The sequence below is a fragment of the Enterobacter cloacae complex sp. SYL003 genome (assembly GCF_049236925.1).
Lineage (GTDB): Bacteria > Pseudomonadota > Gammaproteobacteria > Enterobacterales > Enterobacteriaceae > Enterobacter > Enterobacter intestinihominis.
In genome coordinates this window covers 205,585-222,556 of the sequence record NZ_JBMKJK010000005.1, presented here as the reverse complement: position 1 = coordinate 222,556, position 16,972 = coordinate 205,585, and the positions used below count along the sequence as shown (strand labels likewise).

Annotated in this window: 16 protein-coding genes; 2 read left to right on the top strand and 14 right to left on the bottom strand. The window is 59.1% G+C overall.

Features of this window, described 5'->3' with window-relative positions:
• Positions 1–142: 142 nt before the first annotated feature.
• The 14 genes from yjiA to hpaG all read right to left on the bottom strand — a co-directional run bounded on the left by yjiA (position 143) and on the right by hpaG (position 14,368).
• Positions 143–1,096: a GTPase gene (yjiA, locus tag ACOT1A_RS08825; protein ID WP_046619797.1), complete on the bottom strand. Its 954-nt coding sequence runs from the start codon at positions 1,094–1,096 to the stop codon at positions 143–145.
• A 10-nt stretch (positions 1,097–1,106) separates the two neighbouring features.
• Positions 1,107–1,310 carry a YbdD/YjiX family protein gene (locus ACOT1A_RS08820; RefSeq protein ID WP_003856610.1) on the bottom strand — a complete coding sequence of 68 codons (204 nt, stop codon included), beginning with the start codon at positions 1,308–1,310 and terminating at the stop codon, positions 1,107–1,109.
• A gap of 96 nt (positions 1,311–1,406) precedes the next feature.
• A complete protein-coding gene (locus ACOT1A_RS08815; RefSeq protein WP_022646950.1) occupies positions 1,407–3,560 on the bottom strand; it encodes a carbon starvation CstA family protein in 2,154 nt (717 codons plus the stop codon).
• A gap of 219 nt (positions 3,561–3,779) precedes the next feature.
• Positions 3,780–4,037 carry an HTH domain-containing protein gene (locus ACOT1A_RS08810; RefSeq protein WP_022646951.1) on the bottom strand — a complete coding sequence of 86 codons (258 nt, stop codon included), beginning with the start codon at positions 4,035–4,037 and terminating at the stop codon, positions 3,780–3,782.
• Between the two features lie 120 nt (positions 4,038–4,157).
• Positions 4,158–4,667, bottom strand: coding sequence for a 4-hydroxyphenylacetate 3-monooxygenase reductase subunit (locus ACOT1A_RS08805; protein WP_003856606.1), 510 nt, complete (start codon positions 4,665–4,667; stop codon positions 4,158–4,160).
• A 17-nt stretch (positions 4,668–4,684) separates the two neighbouring features.
• Positions 4,685–6,247 carry a 4-hydroxyphenylacetate 3-monooxygenase, oxygenase component gene (hpaB, locus tag ACOT1A_RS08800; protein ID WP_063146387.1) on the bottom strand — a complete coding sequence of 521 codons (1,563 nt, stop codon included), beginning with the start codon at positions 6,245–6,247 and terminating at the stop codon, positions 4,685–4,687.
• A 195-nt stretch (positions 6,248–6,442) separates the two neighbouring features.
• Positions 6,443–7,333, bottom strand: a complete 891-nt coding sequence (hpaA, locus tag ACOT1A_RS08795) for a 4-hydroxyphenylacetate catabolism regulatory protein HpaA (RefSeq protein WP_276170413.1) — start codon at positions 7,331–7,333, stop codon at positions 6,443–6,445.
• The gene (gene hpaX / locus ACOT1A_RS08790; protein WP_276170412.1) at positions 7,305–8,651 is read right to left on the bottom strand and encodes a 4-hydroxyphenylacetate permease; all 1,347 of its coding nucleotides are present in this window, start codon (positions 8,649–8,651) and stop codon (positions 7,305–7,307) included. The genes hpaA and hpaX overlap by 29 nt, the downstream gene beginning before the upstream one ends.
• Positions 8,652–8,672: 21 nt before the next feature.
• Complete coding sequence (gene hpaI / locus ACOT1A_RS08785) at positions 8,673–9,470, bottom strand: 4-hydroxy-2-oxoheptanedioate aldolase (RefSeq protein ID WP_276170411.1); 798 nt, start codon at positions 9,468–9,470, stop codon at positions 8,673–8,675.
• A gap of 10 nt (positions 9,471–9,480) precedes the next feature.
• Positions 9,481–10,284 (bottom strand): 2-oxo-hept-4-ene-1,7-dioate hydratase, encoded by an 804-nt coding sequence (gene hpaH / locus ACOT1A_RS08780; RefSeq protein WP_023305397.1) that lies wholly within the window; start codon positions 10,282–10,284, stop codon positions 9,481–9,483.
• 99 nt (positions 10,285–10,383) lie between these two features.
• Positions 10,384–10,764, bottom strand: a complete 381-nt coding sequence (locus ACOT1A_RS08775; protein WP_023299258.1) for a 5-carboxymethyl-2-hydroxymuconate Delta-isomerase — start codon at positions 10,762–10,764, stop codon at positions 10,384–10,386.
• 9 nt (positions 10,765–10,773) lie between these two features.
• The gene (hpaD, locus tag ACOT1A_RS08770; protein WP_022646958.1) at positions 10,774–11,625 is read right to left on the bottom strand and encodes a 3,4-dihydroxyphenylacetate 2,3-dioxygenase; all 852 of its coding nucleotides are present in this window, start codon (positions 11,623–11,625) and stop codon (positions 10,774–10,776) included.
• Positions 11,626–11,627: 2 nt separating this feature from the next.
• Positions 11,628–13,094 (bottom strand): 5-carboxymethyl-2-hydroxymuconate semialdehyde dehydrogenase, encoded by a 1,467-nt coding sequence (gene hpaE, locus ACOT1A_RS08765; protein WP_105322997.1) that lies wholly within the window; start codon positions 13,092–13,094, stop codon positions 11,628–11,630.
• A complete protein-coding gene (hpaG, locus tag ACOT1A_RS08760) occupies positions 13,091–14,368 on the bottom strand; it encodes a 4-hydroxyphenylacetate degradation bifunctional isomerase/decarboxylase (protein ID WP_123906505.1) in 1,278 nt (425 codons plus the stop codon). The genes hpaE and hpaG overlap by 4 nt, the downstream gene beginning before the upstream one ends.
• A gap of 268 nt (positions 14,369–14,636) precedes the next feature.
• Between hpaG and hpaR the strand changes: the two genes are divergently transcribed.
• Positions 14,637–15,077, top strand: a complete 441-nt coding sequence (gene hpaR, locus ACOT1A_RS08755) for a homoprotocatechuate degradation operon regulator HpaR (protein ID WP_006810239.1) — start codon at positions 14,637–14,639, stop codon at positions 15,075–15,077.
• 83 nt (positions 15,078–15,160) lie between these two features.
• A complete protein-coding gene (gene tsr, locus ACOT1A_RS08750; RefSeq protein WP_022646961.1) occupies positions 15,161–16,825 on the top strand; it encodes a methyl-accepting chemotaxis protein in 1,665 nt (554 codons plus the stop codon).
• Positions 16,826–16,972 lie beyond the last annotated feature (147 nt).

The window sequence follows — 16,972 nt, the reverse complement described above, 5'->3', positions numbered from 1 at the left end:
AATATTGTAACCAATATTAATCAAAGCATGATTTCATTCATGATAAGAACATTAACAGACAATATTGCAAACAGAAAGGGCGAAACCCGCATTTTGCCCTAATGAAATACGCCCCCTTTACTGTTTAAAGGGGAGCGACGATTTACTTTTTCAGTCCCGCAAACGCTGCCCGAATTTCCTCTTCCGGCAGCTGTATTCCAATAAACACCATCACGCTGTGCGGCGGTTCATCGCCCCACGGACGATCCCAGTCGGCGCTGTACAGGCGCTGTACGCCCTGGAACAGCAGGCGGTTCGGCTCGCCGTCGATCCACAGCATTCCTTTATAGCGCAGCAGCTTGTCGGCAAACGACAGCAGCAGGTTCTCCATCACGCGCGAGACCTCGCTGATGTCCACCGGGTAGTCCAGCTCCACCACAATCGACGCTACGTCGTTTTGCTTGTCTGCCATAAAGTGGAAGCGCGGTTTCGCGGTGACGTTCTCCTCCAGCATAAAGCCGTTGGTGTTGAACAGCTGAGACAGGTCGATATCGCCGTGCGTCACGGTATAAATGGGTGCGCGCGAGTTGATGCGCGTCAGGCGCTCACGCAGTTTTTCGCTTTCACCCGCCACGTCGGTTTTGGTCAGCAGAATGCGGTCGGCGTAGCCAATCTGAGACTGGGCGATGGTGAACTGGTTCATCTGCTCGTCGGCGTGTACCGCATCCACCAGCGCGACGACGCCGTCCAGCAGGTAGCGCTGGCACAGAATATCGTGGGAGAAAAAGGTCTGAATAATTGGGCCGGGGTCGGCCATGCCGGTGCACTCGATCACCAGACGGTCGAAGTGGATGTCACCGCGATCGCGGCTGTCGAGCAGGTCCAGCAGGGCGTCTTCTAATTCACTGGAGCGGGTGCAGCAGATGCAGCCGTTGGTCAGGGTTTTGATCTGCGTGGCGCGGTCGCCAATCAGCTGATCGTCAACGGAGACTTCGCCAAATTCGTTTTCAATGACGGCGATTTTGAAGCCGTGCTGTTCATTCAGGATGTGGCGCAGCAGGGTGGTTTTACCGGCGCCGAGAAAACCGGTCAGCAGGGTAACGGCAATCGGGGTCATGGTTTCTCCTTTAGCAGCAGCGGACGCCGCCTTCTCCACTTCCGCCGTAGCGCGCTTCCTGACGCTCGCGGAAGAATTCAGTGTAGGTCATGTACGGCTTATCCGGATGGTTGGTCTTCATATGCTCAACGTAGTTGTCATAGTCCGGAATGCCAATCAGCATTTTCGCCGCCTGACCGAGGTATTTTTTTGCTTCGCCTAAGTTACCAAACATAACGTGTCCTGATAAGAAAAAGCCCGGTGACGCTACGCTTACCGGGCCTACAGTAACGTTGTAGGGCGGGTCAGCGCAGCGCCACCCGCCATTTTATTAATGGTGTGAAGACGTCTTCACGCCGCCTTCCGGCACCGGCACGTACGGGGTTTCTTTGTCCGTACGGCCATCGGCATTACGCACTTTCATCCAGGTTTTAATGCCGTAGAAGATAATGCTGTACACCACCACCAGGAACAGAATGCTCAGACCCGCGTTGGTGTAGTTGTTCACCACGATATGGTTCATGTTGGCAATCTGCTGCGCGGTCAGATCCGCGCCGCCTGCGGCAATCTTCTCTTTGTACTGGTTAGCCATGAAGAAGAAGCCTTCCAGCTGCGGGTTGGTGCTGAACAGTTTCAGACCCAGCGCCCAGGTAGTGCAGAGCAGCAGCCACAGCGCAGGCACCACGGTTACCCAGATGTATTTGGTGCGTTTCATCTTCACCAGGACAACGGTGCCCAGCACCAGGGCCACAGCCGCCAGCATCTGGTTAGAGATGCCGAACAGCGGCCACAGGCTCTTCACACCGCCCAGCGGGTCTACAACGCCCTGATACAGCAGATAACCCCACAGACCTACGCAGCCCGCAGTACCCAGAACACCTGCTACCAGAGAGTCGGTTTTCTTCAGGAACGGCACGAAGTTACCCAGCAGATCCTGCAACATGAAGCGGCCTGCACGCGTACCGGCATCCAGCGCGGTGAGGATGAACAGCGCTTCAAACAGAATACCGAAGTGGTACCAGAAGCCCATGTCCGCCCACGGCAGCACTTTGTGGAACACGTGTGCGATACCCACCGCCAGCGTCGGTGCGCCACCTGCGCGGTTCAGCACGGATGGTTCGCCGATGTCTTTCGCGGTCTGCATAATCTGCTCAGGCGAAATCACGAAGCCCCAGGAGCTGACGGTCGCCGCCGCGTGTGCGCTGGCATCTTTCAGCTGCGCCATAATCAGCGCGGTATTTTCGCCGCCCATCTCATGCAGGTTTGGCATGGTGATGCCGAGACCCGCTGGTGGGGTGTTCATCGCGAAGTACAGGCCAGGCTCGATAATCGACGCCGCTACCAGCGCCATGATCGCCACGAAGGATTCCATCAGCATCGCGCCGTAACCGATGAAGCGCGCGTCGGTTTCGTTGGCCATCAGCTTCGGCGTGGTGCCGGAGGCGATCAGCGCGTGGAAGCCAGACACGGCACCGCAGGCAATGGTGATAAACAGGAACGGGAACAGGGCGCCTTTCCACAGCGGACCGGTACCGTCAATGTACTGCGTCACCGCCGGCATTTTCAGCTCCGGGTTGATGATCACAATCCCGATTGCCAGCCCGACGATCACGCCGATTTTCAGGAAGGTCGCCAGGTAGTCACGCGGAGCCAGAATCAGCCACACCGGCAGCAGCGCTGAGATGAACGCGTAACCGATCAGCGCGAAGGTGATGGTGGTGTCTTTAAAGGTCAGCGCCGGGCCCCAGTACGGGTCGTGGGCAATCACGCCGCCGAAGTAGATGGAGGCGACCAGCAGCACGATACCGATGACCGACACCTCGCCAACGCGGCCAGGGCGCAGGAAGCGCATGTAGATGCCCATGAACAGCGCAATCGGCACGGTAGAGCAGACGGTGAAGACGCCCCACGGACTTTCGGCCAGCGCTTTCACCACGATCAGGGCCAGCACTGCCAGGATGATGATCATGATCAGGAAGCAGCCGAAGAGGGCGATCGTGCCCGGCACGCGGCCCATCTCCTCTTTGATCATCTCGCCCAGCGACGAACCATTACGGCGCGAGGAGATAAACAGCACCATAAAGTCCTGCACCGCTCCCGCCAGCACCACGCCCGCGAGCAGCCAGAGCGTACCCGGCAGGTAGCCCATCTGCGCAGCCAGCACCGGACCGACCAGCGGACCCGCGCCTGCAATGGCGGCGAAGTGGTGACCAAACAGCACGTAACGGTTGGTTGGCACATAGTTCAGGCCGTCATTGTTAATGACCGCCGGGGTGGCGCGCGTCGGGTCGAGCTTCATGACCTTCTGCGCGATGTACAAGCTGTAGTAGCGATAAGCCACAAGATAGACGGAAACCGACGCGACCACGATCCACAGGGCGCTGACGTGCTCGCCCCGGCGTAATGCGACAACCGCCAGACAGAAAGCGCCGATGATCCCGAGGATGGCCCAGGGCACGTGCTTAAGTAGTTTTTTAGTATCCATAGTAAGACCTGGTTTTTTATGTAAAGAAAAAAGGGTCAGGGTTCGTTGTGAGGAGGTATTGATTAATGCTGGAGCGATCGTGCCAGATCCTCGCGCGTGTAAAGCACGGTAAATGGGTGAGTGGTTGAAAGCGATGCGTGAGCGGTCAAAAGCGAGGGTGAGTGGTTAAGGCTCACCCCCGGCGGGAGAAAATATGTGATTGAGATCACTGAGAATAATCTAGCCCTGCGGGGTTTCGTCGTTCGCATCAGGGCATTGCGTGCAGCGGCAGGGCTGATATGCGGGCAGCAGCTGATAGCGTCCTTTGCCGTCGTGTTCGATAATTGGGGAAAGGGCCTGTAGATCGCGGTACACCGTACGTTCGGTAATGCCAAATTTTTGCATCAGATCGCGGCGATTAACGCTTCCGTTGCGGTGCAGAGCAATAATGATGTCAACCAGACGCTCAGCCGAGCGGCTTCGGGGTGAAGGGGCCATAAGACTTTCCAGCGTTAAGGGGGCGGCTGACGACGTCGCCAGCCGCCCCGGAAAATTTATCTTATGGATAGTTAACGGCGCACCTTTGCGGAAACCTTAGCGTTTTTTTGTGCAACGGGATCAAACCGCGGCTTCCATCTCCATCATCACCGGGTGGAAACGGCGTTTGAAGTAGATCAGGCCGTGCCCCTCGCTGCTGAGGATGATGTTCTTAATCTCCACCAGGTAGACCAGATGGGTACCGATGGTTTGCACCTGGGTTATCTCACCTTCCAGGCTTGCCAGAGCGCCTTTCAGCACCGGCTGCGCCAGCGGTCCTTTCTGCCAGCAGGAGAGAGCAAAGCGCTCCTCCATGGCCATGCCGGTCATCCCGGCAAAGTGGCGGGCCATGATCTCCTGCTCGTGGTTCAGCACGTTGACGCACAGTTTGCCGTTGCCCTGGAAGACCGGGTTCATGGCGCTGTTGGCGTTGATGCAGACCATGACCGAGGGCGGGGTATCCGTGACCGAACAGACGGCGGTGGCGGTAATGCCGCAGCGGCCCGCATCGCCCTCGGTGGTGACCACATTCACCGCCGCCGACAGGCTGGCCATCGCGTCGCGAAAACGCAGGCGTTCTTCAGATTGCATTGAAACCTCCCGCTGCGTTATTTCAGCAGCTTATCCAGCATGTTGATATCAGTGTTGTTGTGCAGGTGCGGTACAGTCCAGCCGTGCTGGTCGTACTCGGACATGCAGCGGTCAACCATCGCCATCATCTTGTCCATGTTGCCGGAGCTTTGCGCCTGACGCAGGCATTGCAGGCGGATCTCATCCTGGCTACCGGAGTAGTTGATTTCGTACAGCTCGTGACGTCCGCCAAACTCGCTACCGATGGCATCCCACATCAGTTTCAGAATCTTGATGCGTTCGACGTGATCCATCCCGTTGGAGCCGCGCACATACTTCGCCAGATACTGGTCGATCTGCGGGTTGTTCAGGTCCCGCGCGCTGGACGGCAGGTAGATCAGCCCGGAGGTCACGTTGCGTTCGATAATGTTCTTGATTTTCGCGTAGGCCATTGGCGCCATCACGCGGTAGGTCTGTAACGCCGCGTGGTCAGGCAGGTACGCGCCGTTTACCCAAGGCGTGGCTTCGGAGCACATGGAGTCGCTCAGCGCCCAGAACATGTTGCGCCACGCCACCACTTCGCCGAGATCCGCCTGCACGCCGCGGAACTCGAGGGTGCCGGTACACTCCAGTGACTTCTTCAGCAGAGCGGTGATGAAGTCGAGCTTCACTGCCAGACGCACGCAGGCCTGAAGCGGGTACATGCGGGCGAAGCCACCTTCCATCGTCCAGCGACGGCAGCGGTCGAAATCGCGGTAGATCAGCACGTTTTCCCACGGGATCAGCACATGATCCATCACCAGAATGGCGTCGTTCTCGTCAAAGCGGCTGGAGAGCGGGTAGTCGTATGGAGAGCCTGTCGCCCCTGCCACCATCTCGTAAGAGGCGCGGGAGATCAGCTTCACCCCTTCGGCATCCATCGGCGCGACGAACATTAGCGCGAAGTCCGGGTTTTCGCCCATCACCTGCGCAGAGCCAAAACCAATCATGTTGTAGTGGGTCAGCGCCGAGTTGGTGGCCACCACTTTCGCGCCGCTGACGATGATCCCGGCGTCGGTCTCTTTCTCCAGCTTGATGTAAACGTCTTTCACCTCGTCCGCCGGTTTGTGGCGGTCGATAGGCGGGTTGACGATGGCGTGGTTAAAGTACAGGCCGGTTTCCTGAATACGGGTGTACCAGTTGCGGGCGTTCTGCTCGAACTGACCGTAGAAGGCAGGGTTAGCCCCCAGCGCGCAGCCGAACGCGGCTTTGTAGTCTGGCGTGCGGCCCATCCAGCCGTAGCTCAGGCGCGACCACTCGGCGATGGCGTCGCGCTGCTGGCGCAGATCGTCGGCGCTTTTCGCCACGCGGAAGAATTTATGGGTGTAGCCGCCGCTGCCGGTGTCGGTGCCCCAGCAGAGTGTATCCTGCATGTCTGGCTTGTGCAGGGCATCGTACATCTGGGCGATGGACGCCGCCGCATTGCGAAATGCCGGGTGGGTAGTAACGTCCTTAACGCGCTCGCCGTAGATATAAATCTCACGGCCATCTTGCAGGCTTTTTAAATACTCTTCACCGGTTAACGGACGTTTGGCATTAGCGCGGAAATCTTCAGGCTTCATAGGGACCTCGTATCGGAAGATGGTTGTTAAATTTATGTTTTGTTTTTGTTGTTTAATTGAAGCGTGAGAGGGTCGGAACGTGAAGGGACGATTGGGACAACGGCAGGTACTTTTCGGGTGGGATGTTGTTTTGTGATCTGTGCGGCTTTTCGGCGGGTGGCGCTGCGCTTACCCGCCCTACGAACCGTGATGCGTTCAGGAAACCGGTACTTTCTGCGCCCGGTATGCGCTGGGTGAGCACCCCGTCAGTCGGTTGAAAAAACGGGAGAAATAGGCCGGATCTTTAAACCCCAGTTGCCAGGCAATTTCGCTCACTGTGCTGTCGGAAAACAGCAGCAAGCGCCTGGCTTCCCGCAGCTGGCGGTCGAAGATCAACCGTTTCGGCGAGCGGTTGGCAAAGCGGCGGCAGATATCGGTCAGGCGGGATTCGGTAAGATGCAGTTCGCTGGCGTATTCCGGCACCGTCCAGTGCTCGTGGTAATGCGCATCTGTCAGCTGGTTAAAGCGCTGAAACAGCTTCAGCTCGCCGCGCATGCCGCCTGAAGCGTGGTCGTCGAGCTTCGCGTTGCGCAGCAGCAGGGTAAATACGGCCTGCGCCAGCAGGACCAGCGTATGCTCACGGCCCGGCAGCTGTTCCGTGGATTCCCGGGCAATGAGCTGCCAGTAATGCTTCAGCGCCGCCAGCTCGTCAGGCCTGTCGGCAAGCGACAGGCAGATCCCCGGCAGGCCGAACGCCTCCCGCGTGCCGGGGTAGAGCACTTCTAACAACGGCCAGATAAGATCCTCGCGCACCGTCAGCACGTGGCCGTCGCTGTCGGATTCAGTGATAAACGCGTGCGGCACCGACGGCGGCGTCAGCACAAACAGCGGCGCCTGCACCGAGTAGCGATGATCGTCGAGCTGCAGCTCAATCTGCCCGGTGTCGAGAAAATGCATCTGAAAATACTGGTCGTGGCGGTGCGCCTGCATGTCGCGGCCAAAAAAGGCCGCCATGCGGGCGAACGACTGGTAGTGCACATCGTCGGTGCCCAGACTTTCGTCGTACTCCTTGCTGATATCAATGTTGGCGATAGGGCTCTGGCACATGATCGTTCCTCTTTTGAACCCGCTGCGTCATCGGAATGCGCGTCAGCACCAGCGCGCCCACTACCAGCAGACCCGTCACGAACCACAGCCCCGAGCTGAAGCTGCCGGTCGCGTCGCGCAGAATACCAATCAGCAATGGGCTGACGGCAGATCCGACGTTGCCGATGGCGTTGATCACCGCCAGCGCCACCGCGCGGGATTGCAGGCTAATCACCTGGTCCGGCGTGGTCCAGAATATCGCCATGGCGGTAAACGATCCGGTTGAGGCCATGATGATGCCAAGCAGCTGGATCAGGCTGTGATCGGTCGCCGAGGCCAGCATCCATCCCGCCGCCGCAAACAGATACGGCAGGATGGTGTGCTTTTTTCGCTCTTTCAGCCTGTCGGAGCGGCGGCTCCACCAGATCATCCCGAGGATGGTGCAAAACTGCGGGATCGCCGCCAGCAGGCCAATCACGATATTGCTGCTGCCGGTGTTGAAGCTTTGCAGGATCTGCGGCGTCCAGATGTTGATCGCGCTCAGCGTATTCGTCAGGCAGAAGTAGGCCAGCGTGTAGAGCAGTACGGCGGGCGTCAGCACCTCGCGCAGCGTCGATCGCGGCGTGGCGACGTGCGCAATGGCCAGTTCCTGCTCGCGGGCGATCATCGTTTTGAGTGCCTGCTTTTCATCATCATCCAGCCAGGTGGCCTGATCCGGGGTGTCGTTAAGGTAGAACCAGGTCACCACGCCGAGCACCACCGACGGCAGCCCCTCCAACAGGAACAGCCACTGCCAGCCCTTCAGGTTCCACAGCCCGTCCATCGCCAGAATGTACCCGGAGAGGATCGAGCCGAGCATCATGGTCACCGGCATGGCGATCATAAACAACGCGTTGGCGCGGGCGCGGTGATACGCCGGGAACCACCAGGTGAGGTAGACCAGGATCCCCGGCAGGAAACCGGCTTCGGCAATGCCCACCAGCATGCGCAGGACGTAGAGCGTTTCGGGGCTGGTGGCGAACATGGTGCAGGTAGAGGCGATGCCCCACACCACCATGATCCCGGCGATCCAGCGCCGCGCGCCGATTTTCGCCAGCATGATGTTGCTGGGGATCCCGCACAGCACGTAGGTGACGTAAAACAGGGTCGCGGCCAGGCCAAACATGGTCGACGTGAGGCCTAGATCTTTGCCCATCGTTAGCCCGGCAAAGCCGATGTTGATGCGATCGAGAAACGAAAAGACAAACAGGATAAAGAGAAACACGATCAAACGACGGAACAGCTTGTTGATAACGCGATGTTCTATAGCTTTCTTATCTTGCAGGGTAGAGGTCGTCATGCTGCGCTCCAGATCTTACGTTTAGTAGACGGATTTATTGTTATTAACTGACGTAACCGGTTGTTCGATAAAGCGTGCCGCCAGCGCTTCCGCGCCGCGGGCGAGCAGGGTGGTGTCGACGCCGACGGCGACAAACAGCGCGCCGAGTGCAAGGTAACGTTTCGCCAGCGCCTCGTTGGCCATCAGGATGCCGGGGGCTTTACCGGCAGCGCGTATCTGCGCGATCGCCTGCTCAATGGCGGCCTGCACCTCCGGGTGCTGCGGATTACCGGCAAAGCCCATGTCGGCGCTCAGATCCGCCGGGCCGATAAACACGCCGTCGACGCCGTCCACGTCCAGGATCTGCGGCAGGTTTTTCAGCGCTCTTAGGGTTTCGATCTGCACCAGCACGCACATGGCGTCGTTAGCCTGATGCAGGTAGTCCGGGATACGGTTCCAGCGCGACGCCCGCGCCAGCGCGCTGCCGACGCCGCGAATGCCCGCGGGCGGATAGCGGGTGGCGCTGACCGCCAGCCGCGCTTCGTCGGCGTTTTGCACCATCGGCACCAGCAGGGTTTGCACCCCCACGTCCAGCAGTTGCTTGATCTGCACCGGATCGTTCCACGACGGGCGCACCACCGGCTGGCTGGGATAAGGGGCGATGGCCTGTAGCTGAGTCAGAATGGTCTGCACGCTGTTCGGCGCGTGCTCCCCGTCGATCAGCAGCCAGTCAAAACCGGCCCCGGCCAGTAGCTCAGCGCTGTAGCTGCTGGTTAGCCCCAGCCATAACCCGATTTGCGGTCGGCCCGCTTTCAGCGCCGCTTTGAATGCGTTTTGCATGATCATCTCCTTACACAAAGCGGCAGCTGATGGAGCCCATGTTGCCGTAGTCGACGTGGAAGGTGTCGCCTCTGCTGGCGGGCACCGGGCGGGTAAACGAGCCGCCGAGGATGATCTGGCCTGGCTCAAGCTGCACGTCGTATGGCGCGAGTTTGTTCGCCAGCCACGCCACGCCGTTCGCCGGATGATTAAGGACGCCTGCGGCCACGCCGGTCTCTTCGATCACGCCGTTGCGGTAGAGCAGGGCGGAGATCCAGCGCAGATCCAGCTCGTCGGGTTTAATCGGGCGGCCGCCGAGGATCACGCCCGCGTTGGCGGCGTTATCGGAGATAGTGTCGAATACCTTGCGCGGGCGCTGGGTTTCCGGGTCAACGTTGTGGCAGCGGGCGTCGATCAGCTCCAGGGCAGGGATGACGTAATCCGTGGCGTTGTAAACGTCGAAGATCGTGCAGTTCGGGCCGCGCAGCGGTTTTGCCAGCACGAAGGCCAGCTCCACTTCGATGCGCGGGACGATAAAGCGATCCACGGGAATGTCGCTGCCGTCGTGGAAGAACATATCGTCCAGCAGCGCGCCGTAGTCTGGCTCGCTGATCTGCGAGCTGGCCTGCATCGCTTTGGAGGTGAGGCCGATCTTGTGGCCTTTCAGCACGCGGCCTTCGGCAATTTTCAGGCTCACCCATTCGCGCTGGACGGCGTAGGCGTCTTCAATGGTGATCTCCGGATACTCAAGCGAGATCGCGCGGATCTGCTCCCGGGATTGTTCCGCCTGATGCAGGCGGTGGGCGATCAGGGTATGGGTGTGTTTGTCGAGCATGGCGATATCCTGTTGTTGCCAGGTGGCGCGTAGCGATCCCGGCCTACGTTCGAGCCGTTGTAGGCCCGGTAAGCGAAGCGCCACCGGGCGAGCAGACGGCTACTTAAACAACGCGTGCACGTTGTTCTGCTTGTAATTGAGCGTCGGGTGCAGCTCGTCGAGCTCGAAAGACAGCGCCAGATAGCGGGCGGCCATCAGCTCTGCAAAATGCGTTTTGATCAGCGCAAACAGCATTTCACCGACCTCTTCCCGGCTCTCCAGACTGCGCCCGGCGCCGATTTTGAGCGTCATATGCACAAAGGCGTAATCGTGCTTGCCGTCGGCCATCTGCCAGGTGTCCAGCCAGTGGGCGCGGCTGCGGATACCGCCGAGCGGGAAAATACCCGTGGCGGCGAGCGCCTCGTTCACTTTGGCAAACAGCCCCGGCAGGTCGGCCTGCTCGCGGATGTTGTCGGTACATTCAGCAATAAAGTGCGGCATGGTGGCTCCTTACGCGGGCAGCGGGAAAACGGCGTTGACCTGGCCGGTGCCGGAGCTGGCGAACAGCTCGGTGAGAAACTCCACCTTACCGTCGTAGTTGTCCCAGCCGAGCATCCCCAGCAGCATCACCGTGTCGTGCATGTTGCCCTCGCCGTAGCAGTAGTCGGCGTACTCCGGCAGCATGCTGCAAAACTCTTTGAACTGCCCCTCGCGCCACAGCTTCACTACTCGCTCATCCATCTGGCGGTCAAACTCGCGGGTGTAGCTGTTCATCCCTTCCTCCGCGCGCTGGTCGTCGATAAAGCGGTGCGACAGCGAGCCGCTGGCGAGCACCGCCACGGTGCCGTCGTATTTTTCGATGGCGCTGACGATGGCCTCGCCCAGCCTGCGGCTGTCGGCGAAGTCGTGAACCGTGCAGAACGCCGAGATGGAGACCACTTTGAAGTGCTTATCTGCGTTCATGTAGCGCATCGGCACCAGCGTGCCGTACTCCAGCTTCAGGCTCGGGATGTTGTGCGCCTTGGCGCGCACGCCAAGCTTCACCGCTTCGTCGGCGATCAGCTGGCCGAGTTCCGGGTTGCCGTCGTAGTCGTAGGTCATGTCGCGAATAAAATGCGGCAGCTCGTTGCTGGTGTAGACGCCTGAAAAATGGTCCGCACAGTTGATGTGATACGCGCTGTTCACCAGCCAGTGGGTGTCAAAGACGATAATGGTATCGACGCCCAGCTCGCGGCAGCGCTTGCTGATCTCTTTATGCCCGTCGATGGCTGACTGGCGGCAGCCGTGGTTTTTGCCCGGCAGTTCAGAGAGATACATTGACGGCACGTGGGTGATTTTTGCCGCTAACGCTAATTTTCCCATGATCAGATCCCCCATTTTGGAATCGGATGGTCGCCCATGGAGATACAGACGTTTTTCATCTCCGCGAAGACCTCAAAGCTGTACTCGCCGCCCTCACGCCCGGTGCCGGAGGCCTTCACGCCGCCAAACGGCTGGCGCAGGTCGCGCACGTTCTGGGTGTTAACGAACACCATGCCGGCTTCAATGTTGCGCGCCAGACGCAGCACTTTGCTGACGTCCTGCGTCCAGATGTACGACGCCAGGCCATACTCCACGTCGTTTGCCAGGCGCAGGCCTTCCGCTTCATCCTTAAACGGCAGCAGGCAGGCCACCGGCCCGAAGATCTCCTCCTGCGCCACGCGCATGCGGTTATCGACATCCGCCAGCACCGTCGGGCGCAGGAAATTGCCGCCTTTCAGGTGCGCAGGCAGATTGGTCGGTTTGTCCGGGCCGCCCGCCAGCAGGGTTGCCCCCTCTTCAATGCCGAGGCGGATGTAGCCGGAGACCTTCTCCCAGTGCTGCTTGCTAATCAGCGCGCCAATCTGGGTGTTCGGATCGGTCGGGTCGCCCACGCGCAGGCGGCTGGCGCGCTCGGCAAAGCGTTTGACGAACTCCGGGTAGATGCTCTGCTGGATGAAGATGCGCGAGCCAGCGGTGCAGCGTTCGCCGTTGATGGAGAAGATGGTGAACAGGGCGGCGTCCAGCGCGCGCTCGATGTCGGCGTCTTCAAATATCAGCACCGGAGATTTGCCGCCCAGCTCCATGGAATACTTCTTCAGCCCGGCGTTTTTCATGATGTTACGCCCGGTGGCGGTGCCGCCGGTGAAGGAGACGGCGCGCACGTCATGATGACGCACCAGCGCGTCGCCCGCCGTGGCGCCATAGCCCTGCACTACGTTCAGCACGCCCGCCGGAATGCCCGCCTCCAGCGCCAGCTCGCCCAGACGGTCAGCGGTCAGCGGGGAGAGCTCGGACATCTTCAGCACCGCGGTGTTACCCAGCGCCAGGCACGGCGCGACCTTCCAGGTGGCGGTCATAAACGGCACGTTCCACGGCGACACCAGCGCACAAACGCCTACCGGCTGCACGAGGGTGTAGTTGAGCATCTTGTCATCGACCGGGTAGGTTTTGCCGTTCATCTGCTGGCACACCTCGGCGAAGAACTCAAAGTTGTGCGAGGCGCGTGGAATGAGCACGTTTTTGGTCTGGTGGATCGGCAGGCCGGTGTCGGCGGTCTCCATCGCGGCAATGTCCGGCACGTTCTGGTCAATCAGATCCCCCAGGCGACGCATCAGGCGCGCACGCTCCTTCATCGGCAGGTTGGCCCATTTCGGGAACGCCTCTTTGGCGGCGGCAACGGCCTGATGGATTTCGGCTTCGCCGCCGGAGGCCACTTCTGCCAGCACCTCGCCGGAGGCCGGGTTAGTGGTTTGGAAGTACTCACTTCCGTCGACGTTTTTCCCGTTGATCCAGTGGTTAATCTTTTTCATTTTGCAGTATCCTCACTGACAATTCGGTTTACCAGGCGGCCTACGCCTTCCACTTCCACTACCACCTCATCGCCCGGCACCACGTCGGACAGCCCCTTCGGCGTGCCGGTGGCAATCATGTCGCCCGGTTCCAGGGTCATGAAATCGCTCAGATACGCAATCAGGAATGGGATGCTGAAAATGAGATCGGCGGTGGTGCCTTCCTGACGCAGTTCACCGTTGACGTAGGTGCGAAGACGAAGGTTGTGCGGGTCAGGGATGGCTTCTTTTGGCACTACGTTCGGGCTGATGGGGGTCAGCCCGTCGCGGCTTTTCACCCGCAGGTTCGGGCGATAGTAGTTTTCGAGATAATCGCGGATGGCGTAGTCGTTGCACACCGTGTAGCCCGCAACATAGTCCATCGCCTCGGCTTCGCTGACCTTACGCGTGGTTTTACCGATGACCACCACCAGCTCGGCTTCGTAATGCATGTATTCAATGTTGTTTGGGCGCACCGAGGTCTGGTTGTCGCCGTTAAAGGTGTTCGGCGCTTTGATAAACACCAGCGGCTCGGTGGGCGGTTTGAAGTCCAGCTCGCTGGCGTGATCGGCGTAGTTCAGGCCGAGGGCGAACAGCGTGGCGTGCGGCGGCGTGCGCGAAGCGATGGTAACGTCGCGTTCCTCCACCACCGGGTTTTCCAGCGGCGGAAATCCCTCTGCCAGAATGCGTACCCGATCGCCCGGGCGAATTTCGACGCGGCTTTGCGGGGTACCGAGCAATATCGCATCGCCGGGGTTCAGGGTGGCAAATTCGCTCAGGGCGCTCAGCAGTTCGGCGGCGTTGCGGTGCAGATCGGCCGTGTTCCAGTGGTCCGCTTCGCGACCGTTGATCTCGGTGATGATGGTCAGGTTGTCCACGTTATCAACGGCGACAGGTTCGCCGAGCGGGCAAAATCCATCCCGGCATTTGGCTTTAATAGCCGGGCGGTAGAAGCTCTCTTCCGGCAGGCTGATTTCGTTGGCCAGCGCGTAGCCAGCGATGTACGCCGCCGCCTCTTCAACGCGTACTTTGCTGGCGGTTTTGCCCACCACCAGCGCCACCGTTGCGCCGCTTAACACGGTTTCTCCCTGCGGGAAGGGAATCGGCTCGCCTGCGCGAATAACGGTGTTATGTGGCTTGATAAACCACACCGCCGTTTTTGGCGGCGCGTTATAGGGGGCTTTTTCAAACGCCTCAGCCCAGGCCGCACGCTGGCTTTGGTGGTTTAGCGCTACGGCAAAAACAGTACCTTTCATTCCCATACTCCTCAAACCGACTGTCCGGTTTTGATTTCATTAATATGTTAATGATCTGGTTTTATGCTTTTGCTGTTCGTTTCGCAATCAGAAGTGAATAATTTGTGATATGAATAACAATAAATTTACACTAATGGGTTAATTATTATTTAAATCAATTGCTTAAGAAAATGACGTTGTTTCTGTTAGACTTTTTGGGTTACAACGTATTGTCTATAAAAGCATCTGTTTTAAATTGTTTACTTGTTAATGATGTAAGGGGAAGGTGATGCATGACTCATTAACCATCGCGCTGTTGCAGGCGCGTGAAGCGGCGATGGGCTACTTCCGCCCGATAGTGAAACGGCATAATCTGACCGAGCAGCAATGGCGTATCGTCCGCGTGCTGGCCGAGCATCCCTCCATGGATTTTCATGATCTGGCGTTCCGCACCTGCATTTTGCGCCCAAGCCTGACCGGCATTCTGACGCGGATGGAGCGCGACGGTCTGGTGCTGCGCTTAAAGCCGGTGAATGACCAGCGCAAGCTGTACGTATCGCTGACGAAAGAAGGCAACGCGCTTTACCAGCGTGCTCAGGCTCAGGTGGAAGAGGCGTACCAGCAGATTGAGGCGGAATATACCCCGGAGAAGATGAAGCAGCTCACGGCGCTGCTGGAAGAGTTTATTGAACTCGGAAACCGACATATTGCCGCGCGGGACGAAGAGTAAAAACCCTAAAATCCAGGATGATTTTCGTAAAGTTTTCCCTTTTCAGGCCGAAAATTCTGTATCTGTCTGAGGAAAGAGAAAACATGTTAAATCGTATCAAGATTGTCACCAGCTTACTGCTGGTTTTAGCGATATTTGGCCTTTTACAACTCACATCCGGTGGTCTTTTCTTCAATGCCCTGAAGCATGACAAAGAGAATTTCACCATCCTGCAAACCATTCGCCAGCAACAATCCACCCTGAACGGTAGCTGGGTGGCGCTGCTGCAAACCCGTAACACCCTGAACCGCGCGGGTATCCGCTACATGATGGATCAGAACAATATCGGCAGCGGCTCAACCGTCGCCGAGCTGATGCAGATTGCCTCTGCGTCTCTGAAACAGGCGGAAAAAAACTGGGCGGATTACGAAGCACTTCCGCGTGACCCGCGTCAGAGCGACGCTGCGGCACTGGAAATCAAACGTAATTACGATATCTACCACGGCGCGCTGGCCGAGCTGATCCAGCTGCTGGGGGCGGGCAAGATCAACGAGTTCTTCGACCAGCCGACCCAGAGCTATCAGGATGGCTTTGAGAAGCAGTACGTCAGCTATCTGCAACAAAACGACGCGCTCTATCAGACCGCGGTTGAAGACAGCAACAGCTCTTACCGCCAGGCTATCTGGGTGCTGATTAGCGTGCTGGCTGCGGTGCTGGTGGTGATTGTTGCCGTCTGGCTGGGTATTCGTCAGGCGCTGATTTCGCCGCTGAACCGTCTGATTGACAGCATTCGTCATATCGCCAGCGGCGACCTGGTGAAGCGCATCGACGTGGAAGGCTCCAACGAGATGGGTGAACTGGCTGACTCCCTGCGCCATATGCAGGGCGAGCTGGTGCGTACCGTGGGTGACGTGCGTAACGGCGCAAACGCCATTTACAGCGGTGCGAGCGAAATCTCGATGGGCAATAACGATCTCTCATCCCGTACCGAGCAGCAGGCTGCCTCTCTGGAAGAGACCGCCGCCAGTATGGAACAGCTGACCGCCACCGTGAAGCAAAACGCCGAGAATGCCCGTCAGGCGAGCAACCTGGCCCTGAGCGCGTCTGAAACCGCGCAGAAAGGCGGGAAAGTGGTGGATAACGTGGTGCAGACCATGCGCGACATCGCCGGCAGTTCGCAGAAAATCGCCGATATTATCAGCGTGATCGACGGGATTGCTTTCCAGACCAATATTCTGGCGCTGAACGCGGCGGTAGAAGCGGCACGTGCGGGCGAGCAGGGCCGCGGCTTTGCGGTGGTTGCAGGTGAAGTACGAAACCTGGCGCAGCGCAGCGCCCAGGCGGCTCGCGAGATCAAGAGCCTGATTGAAGACTCCGTGGGGCGCGTGGAGTTGGGTTCAACGCTGGTAGAAAGCGCCGGTGAAACCATGGGTGAGATCGTGAATGCGGTAACGCGCGTGACGGACATCATGGGCGAAATCGCGTCTGCGTCTGATGAGCAGAGCCGCGGTATCGACCAGGTGGGGCTGGCGGTGGCGGAGATGGATCGCGTGACCCAGCAGAACGCCTCGCTGGTGGAAGAGTCTGCGGCGGCCGCGGCGGCACTGGAAGAGCAGGCGAGCCGTCTGACGCAGGCCGTTGCGGTGTTCCGTATTCAGCAGGAACAGATGAAGGCGCGCGAGTTCGCCTCCGCGAAAAGCGTTGTCGCACCGGTAGTGGCGCGTAAACCGGCGACCGCAGATGCGGGCGATAACTGGGAAACGTTCTGACGTTGTGCGTTTCGCCGGGTGGCGGCTACGCCTTACCCGGCCTACGGATTGTGGGTTTTGCCGGGTGGCGGCTGCGCCTTACCCGGCCTACGGGATGTGCGTTTTGCCGGGTGGCGGCTGCGTCTTACCCGGCCTACGGGATGTGTG

Coding starts and splice junctions, on each gene's coding strand:
- yjiA (WP_046619797.1), bottom strand. CDS start 1,096: ATGACCCCGATTGCCGTTACCCTGCTGACCGGTTTTCTCGGCGCCGGT.
- ACOT1A_RS08820 (WP_003856610.1), bottom strand. CDS start 1,310: ATGTTTGGTAACTTAGGCGAAGCAAAAAAATACCTCGGTCAGGCGGCG.
- ACOT1A_RS08815 (WP_022646950.1), bottom strand. CDS start 3,560: ATGGATACTAAAAAACTACTTAAGCACGTGCCCTGGGCCATCCTCGGG.
- ACOT1A_RS08810 (WP_022646951.1), bottom strand. CDS start 4,037: ATGGCCCCTTCACCCCGAAGCCGCTCGGCTGAGCGTCTGGTTGACATC.
- ACOT1A_RS08805 (WP_003856606.1), bottom strand. CDS start 4,667: ATGCAATCTGAAGAACGCCTGCGTTTTCGCGACGCGATGGCCAGCCTG.
- hpaB (WP_063146387.1), bottom strand. CDS start 6,247: ATGAAGCCTGAAGATTTCCGCGCTAATGCCAAACGTCCGTTAACCGGT.
- hpaA (WP_276170413.1), bottom strand. CDS start 7,333: ATGTGCCAGAGCCCTATCGCCAACATTGATATCAGCAAGGAGTACGAC.
- hpaX (WP_276170412.1), bottom strand. CDS start 8,651: ATGACGACCTCTACCCTGCAAGATAAGAAAGCTATAGAACATCGCGTT.
- hpaI (WP_276170411.1), bottom strand. CDS start 9,470: ATGCAAAACGCATTCAAAGCGGCGCTGAAAGCGGGCCGACCGCAAATC.
- hpaH (WP_023305397.1), bottom strand. CDS start 10,284: ATGCTCGACAAACACACCCATACCCTGATCGCCCACCGCCTGCATCAG.
- ACOT1A_RS08775 (WP_023299258.1), bottom strand. CDS start 10,764: ATGCCGCACTTTATTGCTGAATGTACCGACAACATCCGCGAGCAGGCC.
- hpaD (WP_022646958.1), bottom strand. CDS start 11,625: ATGGGAAAATTAGCGTTAGCGGCAAAAATCACCCACGTGCCGTCAATG.
- hpaE (WP_105322997.1), bottom strand. CDS start 13,094: ATGAAAAAGATTAACCACTGGATCAACGGGAAAAACGTCGACGGAAGT.
- hpaG (WP_123906505.1), bottom strand. CDS start 14,368: ATGAAAGGTACTGTTTTTGCCGTAGCGCTAAACCACCAAAGCCAGCGT.
- hpaR (WP_006810239.1), top strand. CDS start 14,637: ATGCATGACTCATTAACCATCGCGCTGTTGCAGGCGCGTGAAGCGGCG.
- tsr (WP_022646961.1), top strand. CDS start 15,161: ATGTTAAATCGTATCAAGATTGTCACCAGCTTACTGCTGGTTTTAGCG.